The sequence below is a fragment of the Flavobacterium sp. ENC genome (assembly GCF_020991415.1).
In the GTDB taxonomy this organism is placed as follows: domain Bacteria; phylum Bacteroidota; class Bacteroidia; order Flavobacteriales; family Flavobacteriaceae; genus Flavobacterium.
Map to the genome: position 1 here is coordinate 499,465 of NZ_JAJMOY010000002.1, position 12,674 is coordinate 512,138.

The window sequence follows — 12,674 nt, forward strand, 5'->3', positions numbered from 1 at the left end:
TTAATATCCAATGAAAAACAGCACTGCAGATGGCCCGATCAAAATTCTGATTGTGGATGATAAAAAAGAAAATCTGCTTTCCTTACAGGTAGTCCTGGCTGACAGAGGTTATAAATTTGTCGAGGCATCTTCCGGAAAAGATGCCCTGCGGATTTTGCTGAAAGATCAGGATTTTGCTATCATCTTAATGGATGTGCAAATGCCGTTAATGGACGGTTTTGAAACAGCGGAACTTATTCGTCAGAGTGAGAAGCTGAAGCATGTCCCGATTATTTTCCTGACCGCCAATATGGATACTACCGAGTATATTTTTAAAGGATATCAGTCCGGTGCGGTAGATTATATGATTAAGCCCCTGTCACCCGAAATACTGCAGGCCAAAGTAATGGTTTTTACGGAGCTGTTTAAGAAAAACCTGGAATTACGCGTTAAGGAAGAAGAAGCTACGCGATTAAATGAAATTATTTTAAAAGCGAATAAAACGCTTGCTGCCCAATATGCGGCAATCGAAAAACATGCAGCAGAACTGAAGAACAAAAACATGGAACTGGATGCTTTTACGTATATCTCCAGTCATGACTTGCAGGAACCCCTGCGCAAAATACAAACGTTTGCAAATGTGATCCTGACCAACGAATATCCGAATCTTTCCACTGACGGAAAACTGAAATTTGACCGGATTTTGTATTCGACCACCCGAATGAGAGAACTGATTAACAGCTTGCTGACATTTTCCCGAACCAATATTATAGACCGGAAATTTGAAAGCACTGACCTCAATATCATCCTTGCTGATGTGAAGGAAGCACTGCGCGAAAATATTCAGGAAAAGAAAGTCGTAATCGAAACAGATTTTAACGGAAAAATCGATGTTATTCCGTTTCAGTTTGTGCAGCTGATGGAAAATTTATTAAGCAATGCCATCAAATTTGCCAAAAAAGATACGCCTTTGCAGATCACCATAAAAAGCACTATCACTGACGGTGCGGCATTGGAAAATGAAAAATTATCGCCCGACGAAAAATACTGCCATATTACTTTTGAAGACAACGGAATAGGATTTGAATCACAGCATAACGAAAAGATCTTTGGCGTTTTCCAGCGATTACATAGCCGCGATGTCTATGATGGAACAGGGATTGGCCTGGCGATCGTAAAAAAAATTATAGAGAACCACAATGGCTTTATCACGGCATCAGGCGCACCGATGGAGGGCGTGAAGTTTAATATTTACATTCCAATTTAACAAATCAGACCTGTTTTTTAATTTTATTTATCACATTTTCAAATATTTACGCAAAATTTAACAGTGCAAACATGGGAATTATGTAATTATTTTTTCTATTTTTGCAACATCAAGTAATGAAAATATTACGTTTTAAAGCATTTTATCCCAAATTCTACTTTTTAACTTATTTAGATTGCGTATGAAAATATTTTTTATTTCACTTTTTGTAAGCCTTTGCTCTTTTACTACCTACAGAGGAACCAGCGAAATCGAGACCATGACAGATCTCGAAGTAATGAGACTTACGGATCACGTAAAAGAGATTAAAGCCACAGCCGTTATTGATCGCAGATACAGTAATAAAATCGCTTTTTTGGTGGATATGAGAATCAAATCCGGTAAAAATCGTTTTTTTGTGTACGACCTTCAGAATGACAAAATTTTAGATCAGGGACTTGTAGCTCATGGCTGCGGTTCTGAAACCGGAATAAAAGGAGAACTAAAATTCAGCAATGAACCTAATTCCAATTCTACTTCACTAGGCCGATATTCGGTAGAGAAATCCTATAATGGAATGTTTGGAAAAGCCTTCAGACTTAACGGACTGGACGAAACCAACAGCAATGCCTTTAAAAGAGCTATAGTTTTGCATCAATATTCAGCAGTTCCTTATGAAGAGCAGGAATATTACATCGCCAGAAGTCACGGTTGCCCGATGGTAAACGAAGTGTTTTTCAAAAGACTTGAAAAAGTAATTGAAAGTTCTGATGCGAAAATCATGATGTACGTTTATTATTGATAGCCGTATCCCGATAGAGAAACAATAATTCACATAATTATATACCATAAAAAAGAGCTGTATCGTACAGCTCTTTTTTTATGGAGTAATTGAAAAACTACGGAAATACAAAATTGATAAAGGATTCTTATAAACTTTTCATTAGTAAGCCTCAGTTTGTCATTTCGACGAAGGGAGACCCGAGCGATAGCGAACAGACGAAGTAAACCACATTAGAATTCCGTTGCTAAAATCGCCAATCTTTGTGGATCATCTTGTGCGATTTCTCCCTTTGGTCGAAATGACACAGCAAACTCAATAACTAATAGCGGAGAATTTTTGTCAATCTTCTGGTGTCATTTCGACCGAAGAGAGACCCGAGCGATAGCGAACAGATGAAGTAAATCACACTAGGAACTCCGTTGCTAAAATCACAAATCTTTGTCAATCTTCTCGTGTCATTTCGACCCAAGGGAGAAATCACACTAGTAACTCCGTTGCTAAAATCAAAAATCTTTGTCAATCTTCTCGTGTCATTTCGACCGAAGAGAGACCCGAGCGATAGCGAACATATGAAGTAAATCACACTAGGAACTCCGTTGCTAAAATCGCCAATCTTTGTGGATCATCTTGTGCGATTTCTCCCTTCGGTCGAAATGACACAGCAAACTCAATAACTAATAGCGGAGAATTTTTGTCAATCTTCTGGTATCATTTCGACTGAAGGGAGACCCGAGCGATAGCGAACAGAGGAAGTAAATCACACTAAGAACTCCGTTGCTAAAATCGCCAATCTTTGTCGATCATTTTCAGAAATAACCGGGATTTAATTGTAGTACCGAATATAAGAATGGTACGTACTAATAGTTTATTTAAAATTTAGTATTGCAAATTTCTCTTAATGATGCAGAAAGGTTTCCATAAGACGACAAGCCTTGCATTTGCAGAAGAATTAGAGGCTTATTGTGTTAATTCGAACTCAAAAAAGGTTTGTTTTTTCGAATTTAAAGCGTTTGTTTTAGAAAAATTCTTACACGGTGCAAAAAATGCGCAAAACTTCTAACGTTCTTATTTTTAGTAATTTAAAATTTAAAAATTATTTTGCTTAACATTTTTTTTGCAAAAAAAACAATTTAAGTTTTTGTCTTTAACTTTTTAATATACCTTTGTTCTATCAAATTAGTATAATTTAAAAGTAAGGAAATACAGGGGATGAAAGGTTATTAAATGCACGTCATTTTTGATCGGGAGGAAAATTCAGGTCATTTGTACTTCTGAAGTTGTCATTAAGAACTCTTCAATCTCTACTTTATACCAATTCAAAAATAATAATTCAAAAAAAAAAGAAATGAAAAAACGAATGTGTTGCAGATAAAAAAAAACCATTTCTGTTGCAGCAGAAATGGTGAAGCTTAAAGAAATTGTACATCTCTGATAAGGAAAGCGAGAGTGGAGTAAATCCGTTTTCGGCTCCCCTTATTTATTAAACCAAAACAAAGTAATGAAAAAAAAATTAAACAGCTATATCTGGTTCTGTATTTTATTGATTTCCATAGGAATTAAAGCTCAGGAGACCAAACCGTTAATCCAGTCCAAACTCGAAGGAACAGTAATCGATGCTGTTACGAAGGAGCCGGTTATTGGTGCTTCCATAAACATTAAAGGCACTACCCACGGTGTTGTAACAGATTTTGACGGGAAATTTTATTTCCAGACCGGACAAAAATTTCCTTACACCCTTATAGTAAGTTATATGGGGTATAAAAAAACGGAAGTTGTCGTAAATGCAAACTCAGTGGTGATTGATATTACCCAGGAAGAAAATGCATTGTCAGAAGTAGTTGTGACCGCACTGGGTATTACAAAAGAAAAAAAATCACTGGGTTATACGACACAATCGCTTAAGAACAGGGATCTGGCAGAAACTAAAGAAACCAACTTTCTGAATAGTATGACCGGTAAATTGGCCGGAGTACGTATTACCAATTCACAGGGAGATATGGGTTCTTCGCGTATTGTTATTCGTGGAGAAACCTCTATAGGCGGAAATAACCAACCCTTATTTGTGGTAGACGGAGTTCCGGTAGACAACTCGCAATTGGGAAGTGTGGGCGGAGCAACCCGTGATTTCAAAAATGCCATTGCCGATCTGAATCCGAATGATATTGAATCCTTAACAGTATTAAAAGGCCCGAATGCTGCAGCCCTTTACGGATCACGTGCAGCGCATGGTGTGGTTTTGATCACGACCAAATCAGGAAAAAGCCAAAAGGGATTAGGCATCAGCTTTAGTACCGGTATCACACTGTCTCAGGTTGCTACATTGCCAAAATTTCAAAATTCATTTGGTCAGGGATCAAACGGAAAATTCAGTTATGTAGATGGTAAAGGCGGCGGTGTCAATGACGGAGTTGATGAAAGCTGGGGTCCTAAACTGGATGGTAGACTTATTCCTCAGTTTAATTCAAATGGGGTAGCCGTACCTTTTGTGGCTCATCCTGATAATGTGAGGGACTTCTTTAATACCGGAATTACCTATGATAACAGTATCTCTGTGGCGAAGTCAGATGAAAAATCAGATTTCCGTTTGGGGGTAAATAATCAAAAACAATTAGGGACAGTACCGAACAGTGAAGTAAACAAAACAAACTTTTCGATTAATTCCAATTATCAAATATCCAAAAGTATAAAAGTCGGTGTGACGGGAAATTATATTGTTACTGATGCACCGGCACTTCCGGGAGGTCCATCAGGGAACCGTGCTGCCGGCGTAATGCTTCAGTTTCTGTGGTTCGGACGCCAGGTCGATATCAATGATCTTCGTAATAACAGAAATGTAAACTGGAACAACAGCTACTACAGTAACCCGTACTGGAATGCTTACTATAACACTACAAGTCAGCAGCGTAACCGTCTGATAGGAGATATTCACCTGGATGCCAAGCTTGCCGAGGGACTTAATTTTAAATTCCGTACCGGCGTTGATTATTATAACGATCGCAGAAAATATGAAATTAAATACGGTACCAACGGAACTCCTTTTGGATCCTATGCGGAAGACGCGTATACTGTAAACGAACAAAACACCGAAGGTATTTTTACGTATACTAAAAAACTAAACGATGATTTCACCGTTGATGCACTTGCCGGATTCAATATTCGTAACCACAGCGATGCAAACAACTATCAAAAAGCACCACGTCTGGCAGTGCCTGATTTGTATACACTGACCAATTCACGTGATCCGTTAACATCATCAAACACCTTGTCAAGATTGAGAGTGTACAGTGCGTATGCCTCAGCACAATTTGGTTATAAAAATTATGCCTACCTAAACGTTACGGCGCGTAATGACTGGTCATCGACATTGCCGAGCAATAACCGCTCTTATTTCTATCCTTCTTTTAATGGTAGTTTGGTGTTGTCTGAAGCCCTTAATCTGAAAAGCAACACACTTGATTTCTTAAAAGTACGCGGTGGCTGGTCTGAAGTTGGAAATGACGCAGATCCGTATCAACTGGCAACGGTTTACAATTTTCAAACCGCATTCGACGGAAATCCGATTCAGACTTCTTCCCAGAAGAAACTCAATGAAAACCTGAAACCGGAGACCACCCGTTCTACTGAACTTGGTTTAGAAGCTTCTTTCTGGAAAAACAGACTGCATTTTGATTTTGCTTACTACAACACCAATAGTTTTGACCAGATCCTGGAAATCAAAACAACGGCCGGAAGTGGTTACAATTCACAGTTAATCAATGCCGGAAAAATAAATAACCGTGGTATCGAAATTCAACTGGACGGAAATCCTGTTCAAAACGAAAATTTCAAATGGAATGTCGCTTTAAATTATTCAACCAATAAAAGCAAAGTAGAAATTCTGGATTATGATAAAAAGATTCAAAATTATACCATTAGTTCTTCAGGAGGGGTAGATGTACTCGCATCAGTAGGACAGGCCTACGGTGCACTTTATGGGACAGCCTATCAGCGCGACGCAAATGGAAACATTGTAGTAGGTGCCAACGGATTGCCGAAAGCGGATCCCACAAAACGAGTATTGGGACACTATACCCCGGACTATTTAGCCGGTATTACCAACACCCTGACCTACAAAAATCTTGAACTTTCATTCCTTGTGGATGCCAGTGTAGGAGGAGAAATTTTTTCTGGAACGAACAGAACTGGTACTTACACCGGTGTATTAGCTGAAACGCTTCCGGGTCGTGATGCTGCGAATGGCGGATTAAATTATTATATAGCGACTAATGGTACCACAAGCACAAAAACGTTAGTTTCAGGCGGCAATGCTCCGGCCGGTGCTGTGATCTATGATGATGGAATGATCTTTAAAGGTGTATATGCAGACGGAACCCCGAATACTTCAGTACTTAGTGCGCAGGAATATTACAAAGCGTCCTACAATATTGGTGAAGCTTATGTTTACAGCTCCACTTTTGTAAAACTGAGAGAAATAAAACTGGCTTACAATTTCAATAAAAAATTTGCCAGAAAGCTGGGATTAGATGGTGCCAGTATCACTGCGGTAGGCCGTAATTTGCTGTTTATCTATAAAGATGCACCAAATATTGATCCTGAAACAGCTTTCAATACCGGAAATGGTCAGGGATTGGAGAGTTTGTCTTTGCCGACTACGAGAAATTTCAGTCTTAACGTTAATCTTAAATTTTAAAAACAAAAAATCATGCTAAAAAAATTAGCCTATATAACGTTGTTTGCAGTGGCACTGACCTCTTGCAGCGATACCCTGGATGATATTAATAAAAATCCAAATGCAACTGAAACACCATTGGCACCTTACCTCTTAACAGGAACCTTAAAACAGGGTGCTGATTTATACTGGGGGTCCACCAATAATTTTGATTCCTCTTTATTATTTGCCCAGCATTGGGCTAAAATCCAATATACGGAACCGGACCGGTACGATGTGTCGAACACCTCTTTCACCACTTTGTGGAATACCGGATACGCGACTTTAATTACAGATTTGAATACGATCCTGAATTTCCCGGAGCAACAGGCCAATGCAAATTATAAGGGAATTGCACTAACCCTGCGCTCGTGGACCTTTTTATTGCTTACTGATGCTTATGGAAGCATTCCTTATAAAGAAGCAGGCCTAAAAGTGACTCCTGCCTATAATACGCAAAAAGAAGTATATACAGGATTACTGGAGGATCTGAAACAAGCCCAGTCTTTACTAAGTCCTTCAAAAGGGACTGTGACAGGTGATTTGATTTATAAAGGAGATGTTCTGAAATGGAAAAAACTGGTAAATTCGCTTCGTTTGCGTATCGCACTGAGAATTGCAGACAGGGAGCCGGCTTTGGCCAAACAGGCTGCTATTGAGGCCACCACTGATGCCGGAGGATTAATTGGGAGTAACAGCGAAACCTTTCAGTTTATTTACACCAGTTCACCACAGCAAAATCCGGCTTCAGCCTGGTTCGAAACACGTGATGATTACCGTATTTCAAAAACAATGGTAGATAAGTTATATGAGTTGTCAGATCCGCGTTTACCTGTTTATGCTCAATTACCATCAGATGCCAGTGTCGGTAAATACGTTGGCGGTGGTAACGGATTGTCAAACAGTGATGCCAACAGTCAGGGTTTTGCCAAGACATCAAAACCGGGAACTTATTTCCTGACTTCGGCATCGCCTGCTGTCATCTTTTCGTATTCTGAAGTGCAGTTCAATCTTTCCGAAGCAGTGGCCCGCGGGTATATTGCAGGAGATGCAGAGCAGCTTTATAAAAATGCCATTACCGCATCACTGAACCAATTTGGGATAACGAATGCAACCGTGATTTCAAATTACCTGAATCAGGCCACTGTAAAATACGATGCCGCAAATTATGCCAAATCGATAGGTACGCAGAAATGGATTGCTTTCTTTGGACAGGGTCTTGATGCTTTTGCAGAGTGGAGAAGACTTGACTATCCGGTATTTACTGCCGGTCCGGCCACCGTTCTGGACGGAAAGATACCTTCGCGTTTCTTTTATCCGGGAACAGAACAGTCGCTAAACGGATCCAGTTATCAGGCCGCAATAGCGGTTCAGGGAAAAGACCTGCTGACTACCAAACTATGGTTTGATATCAAATAAGCTGATTCAGCAAGAATCCTGAACTAAAAACATAAGGTTCAGTATGTTGTTGCGAACAAAACAATACTAGTAGTTAAAAAAAACGATCTTAAGGATCGTTTTTTTTGTTTTTAATCCAAAATATAGCTTCCAATCCGGCGGTCGGTTTTCAGCTTAAAAGTTTAAAAATCAAACATAGCAGTGCTGCATTTTAAATATTGTGCTTACTAAACCTTACTATTCTTCTCCGGATTTTGTTATAAATCAATATTTTCGTAACTAAAAGACTACAATTAAAGAATAGTACGGAAGCTTTCTTTTTTTGATAAAAGCCTGATTTTCCAGTGAGGCAGTCCTTTTTTTACAGAATCAAACCTCTTGCAGGTAAAACGGATGTAAGTAAATACTTTGATTAGTCACTAACCCTTTTATTTAAAACGTACATTTGAATTAAACAGTAAACGGACTAATGAAAAATAAAGAGAATATAAGGATCTTGCTGACGGATGATGACGCGGACGACAGGGAATTTTTTGCTGATGCGCTAACAGACATTCCTCTTAATTTTCCGGTTGAATTTTGTAAAAACGGGCAGGAGCTTTTAAATCGTCTTTATAATAAAGATCTTACTATTCCGGATATCATTTTTTTAGACCTGAATATGCCTGTCATGTCAGGGTTTGAAAGTCTGAAGCAAATTCGTGATGATAGTAAATTTAAGGATATTCCAATCATAGCGATTTATTCAACCTCGGCAACAGAAGAAGGTATCAGGAATACATTCGGAATGGGTGCCAATGCCTATATTGTAAAACCAACTAATTTTAATGATTTAAAAAAATTACTAAAAAAAGTAATCGAAATGGATTGGGAAAAAAAGCTGGAACATTTAGAAATGGAATCTTTCCTTATTACGGTTTAGGTGCTGCAACCATACCATTTGGAATGGCATTATGACGCCAGGCTTAGAAATTAACAACAGAAATATGGACGCTTATACAAATAATTTACCGGAAGCGACACGTCAGGACTTTCCTATTGTAGGGATTGGGGCTTCGGCCGGAGGGCTGGAGGCTTTTACCAAGTTTATCGATGCTATTCCCGATGATTCTGAAATGGCGTATGTTATTGTACAGCATTTGCATCCTACACATGACAGTATGCTTACGGAGCTTCTTTCGCGTGTCGCAAAAATTCCGATTAATGAAATTACCGATGAGATTCATTTAGCGCCCAATAATATCTATGTCATTCCGGAGAACAAAATGCTCACTTCTTTTGATGGAGTACTGAAGCTGAGTCCCCGTGAAAAAGACACCAAAAACAAGGCAATAGACGTTTTTTTTACGTCATTGGCCGAAGTGCATCTTGATTTGGCCTATGGTGTATTGCTTTCGGGCAGCGGGTCTGACGGAACAATCGGATTAAGAGCCATAAAAAAACACGGAGGTGTCACTTTTGCACAGGATGCTGATGCCCTTTATAATGAAATGCCCCAAAACGCTATTAATGCCGGAGTGGTGGATTACGTGCTGACTCCCCCGAAAATAGTCGGGAAATTGATAAAGCTGTCAAAACTGAAAGAGAGCATTAGGGAAGAAAATGATTCCAATGATGAAGTAGTGTTTCAGGAGATCATTAAAATCCTTCATCAGCAAAGTGGTGTTGATTTTACCTATTACAAGCAAACCACTATTCGCAGGCGTATTGCCAGAAGGATGGCACTAAACAAAATTGTAAATCTCCGGGATTATCTTAAAGTTTTACGGGGGGACAAAATGGCATCGGAAGATTTGTTTAACGATATGCTGATTCCCGTGACGGAATTTTTCAGGGATACCAAAATATTTCAGATCATCAGAGAAAAAGTTTTCCCCATAATAACCAGCAGGGTTCCGGAAGGAAATACCATACGGGTCTGGATCGCAGGCTGCTCTACGGGCGAAGAAGCGTATACATTAGCCATTGCGCTTCATGAATTTCTGGGCGAAAATCTCCAGGGCAAAGAAATCCAGATTTTTGCGTCAGATATTTCAGAAGTGGCGATTGCCAAAGCCAGAATTGGATTTTACCGAAAATCCCAGATGCGGAATGTTTCCGAAACAACGCTTTCCAAATATTTTACGTCAAATACAACGGGTTATACCATTAAAAGGCAAATCAGGGATCTATGTATTTTTGCCGTTCATAATTTTCTGAACGATCCTCCTTTTGCTAAAATGGATTTGATTACCTGCAGGAATGTCTTTATCTATATGGACTCCTTTTTACAAAAGAAATCACTGACAACTTTTCATTATGCCTTAAAAGAAAATGGTTTTTTACTGTTGGGAAAATCAGAAACGGCTGTTCCTGCGGCTGAACTTTTTCAGCCATTTGATAAAACAGGCAAAATTTATATCCGTAAACAGGTTTCGGGTAGATTTGTACATTCCGGCTTAGGAGCGAATGACAAATTAAAAAGTTTTAAATCTGCTATCCAAAGAAAAGAAATTATCAAAGAAGATTTTAGAAAGAGCGCCGAGTCTGTATTGCTTGCCAAATATACTCCGGCCAGTGTTATTGTGAATGAACAAATGGATATCGTTCATATTAACGGATCAATTGCTGAATTTATTGAACTTTCTACAGGTAAACCGACTTTCAACTTATTGAAAATGGCAAAGGAAGGTCTGGCTTTCGAGCTTCGTAATGCCTGGCATAAAGTCAAAGAAACCGATTCACCTGTCAAAAAAGAACGGATTCAGATCAAAAGCAAAGGCACTACAGAAGAAATTACCATAGAAATGCAGCGATTGGAAGACACTGCCGAGCCTTATTTTTTAGTATTGTTTTATAAAAGTACTATAGATCAGGAGAATTTACCCTCAGGCAAATTTACTTCCGAAGAATTGCGGGACAATGTTTATTTAAAAAGAATTGCACAGCTCGAAAAAGAACTGGCTAAAATACACGATGATGTAAACGCGATCAGTGAAGAGCAGGAAGCATCCAACGAAGAATTGCAGAGTGCCAATGAAGAATTACTGAGCGGCAGTGAAGAACTACAAAGTTTAAACGAAGAACTCGAAACTTCAAAAGAAGAACTGCAGTCCAGCAATGAAGAGCTTTTGCAAATTAATCAGGAACTTTTAAACAAGCAGCAGGAGATTCATATTTCCAAAAATTATACAGAAGCAATTGTAGCGACCCTCAGGGAACCAATAGTCGTGCTTGATACCAATTTGAGAATAAAAAACATCAACAGGGCTTTCTCTAAAAAATACAATATTGCGAAGGATGAAGCCAACGGGAAACTGATTTATGAAATTCAGAACCACCTGTTTGATAATGTTCCGATGCGTGCGATGCTTGAAAAAGTACTTCCCGAGAAAACACAGCTGGATGATTACCAGATATCGGTAAATCTTTTGCCTAATGAAGAAAGTATCATGCTGCTGAATGCACGACAGGTGACCAATGAAACCAGTAAAGAACAATTAATCCTGCTGGCTATAGAAGATATAACAGAACGCAGGATTACAGAAAAGAGGCTGCAGGTCCTTTCAGACGGCTTTGAAGCCAAAGTTCAGGAACGTACCGCCGATTTGCTCAATGCCAATACGGAACTGGAGAGTTCGGTTAAAAATTTGCACGGGGCCAATGTACAATTACAGGAATACGCTTATGTCGCCAGTCATGATCTGCAGGAACCGCTTCGCAAGATATTAATGTTTATCAGCAGGCTTTTGGGGATGGACGAAAAAATTTCAGATGAAGGCCTGGTGTTGCTTGACAAAATCAGCAAGTCGTCTACAAGAATGAATACGCTTATTAAAGATTTATTGGCTTATTCCTATCTCAACAATCCGGAGAAACAATTTGTAAAAACAGATTTAAATATGATTGTCGCCAATATTCTTGTTGATTTTGAACTGCTTATAGAAGACAATAAGGTACAGATAGAACTGGGGAAATTACCGGTTGTTACGGCTGTTGCCTTACAAATGAATCAGCTTTTTTACAACCTGATCAGTAATGCCATGAAGTTTTGCAAAAATGACGGTACAATTTGTAAAATAGAAATCAGTTCGAGTAAACTTAATAAAGCACAGATTAAAAAGTATCCCACTTTAAATTCAACCCGCGAATACTACAAAATAGTGGTCAAAGACAACGGTATCGGTTTTAACAAACAATATGAAAGTAAAATTTTTACTATTTTTCAAAGGCTCCACAACAATGAAGTCTACAGTGGTACCGGTATAGGGCTTTCGATTGGGAAAAAAATTGTTGAAAACCATAAAGGCATTATTTATTCTAAAGCTGAAGAAAATGTTGGTGCCGAATTTCATATCATATTAGCCGTTTAAAGTTATTCAGTACTTCAAAAAGAAAACTATTTTTACTGTCCATTACAGTTTATTTACTTCCAATGAAAAACCCGCGATATGCGGGTTTTTTTATGCGGTGTAGCGAATTATTTTATTCTTCGTTTTTGCGTTCCTGCGATGCCAATTCAAAACTACTTCCTAGCCTGTGTTAATAAATTGGAACTGAATAGTTAAGCCCTGTTCAAT

6 protein-coding genes are annotated in these 12,674 nt (G+C 38.8%); all 6 read left to right on the forward strand.

Features of this window, described 5'->3' with window-relative positions:
• The first annotated feature begins 10 nt into the window (after positions 1-10).
• The 6 genes from LPB89_RS06955 (at position 11) to LPB89_RS06980 (ending at position 12,467) form a co-directional block, all read left to right on the forward strand.
• Positions 11-1,246 carry a response regulator gene (locus LPB89_RS06955; protein ID WP_230701042.1) on the forward strand — a complete coding sequence of 412 codons (1,236 nt, stop codon included), beginning with the start codon at positions 11-13 and terminating at the stop codon, positions 1,244-1,246.
• Positions 1,247-1,427: 181 nt separating this feature from the next.
• Positions 1,428-2,027 carry a murein L,D-transpeptidase catalytic domain-containing protein gene (locus LPB89_RS06960; RefSeq protein WP_230701043.1) on the forward strand — a complete coding sequence of 200 codons (600 nt, stop codon included), beginning with the start codon at positions 1,428-1,430 and terminating at the stop codon, positions 2,025-2,027.
• Between the two features lie 1,480 nt (positions 2,028-3,507).
• Positions 3,508-6,699: a SusC/RagA family TonB-linked outer membrane protein gene (locus LPB89_RS06965; RefSeq protein WP_230701044.1), complete on the forward strand. Its 3,192-nt coding sequence runs from the start codon at positions 3,508-3,510 to the stop codon at positions 6,697-6,699.
• 12 nt (positions 6,700-6,711) lie between these two features.
• Positions 6,712-8,136 carry a SusD/RagB family nutrient-binding outer membrane lipoprotein gene (locus LPB89_RS06970; protein WP_230701045.1) on the forward strand — a complete coding sequence of 475 codons (1,425 nt, stop codon included), beginning with the start codon at positions 6,712-6,714 and terminating at the stop codon, positions 8,134-8,136.
• Between the two features lie 448 nt (positions 8,137-8,584).
• Complete coding sequence (locus LPB89_RS06975) at positions 8,585-9,037, forward strand: response regulator (protein WP_230701046.1); 453 nt, start codon at positions 8,585-8,587, stop codon at positions 9,035-9,037.
• Between the two features lie 64 nt (positions 9,038-9,101).
• A complete protein-coding gene (locus LPB89_RS06980) occupies positions 9,102-12,467 on the forward strand; it encodes a CheR family methyltransferase (protein ID WP_230701047.1) in 3,366 nt (1,121 codons plus the stop codon).
• The last annotated feature ends 207 nt before the right edge of the window (positions 12,468-12,674 follow it).

Coding starts and splice junctions, on each gene's coding strand:
- LPB89_RS06955 (WP_230701042.1), top strand. CDS start 11: ATGAAAAACAGCACTGCAGATGGCCCGATCAAAATTCTGATTGTGGAT.
- LPB89_RS06965 (WP_230701044.1), top strand. CDS start 3,508: ATGAAAAAAAAATTAAACAGCTATATCTGGTTCTGTATTTTATTGATT.
- LPB89_RS06970 (WP_230701045.1), top strand. CDS start 6,712: ATGCTAAAAAAATTAGCCTATATAACGTTGTTTGCAGTGGCACTGACC.
- LPB89_RS06975 (WP_230701046.1), top strand. CDS start 8,585: ATGAAAAATAAAGAGAATATAAGGATCTTGCTGACGGATGATGACGCG.
- LPB89_RS06980 (WP_230701047.1), top strand. CDS start 9,102: ATGGACGCTTATACAAATAATTTACCGGAAGCGACACGTCAGGACTTT.
- LPB89_RS06960 (WP_230701043.1), top strand. CDS start 1,428: ATGAAAATATTTTTTATTTCACTTTTTGTAAGCCTTTGCTCTTTTACT.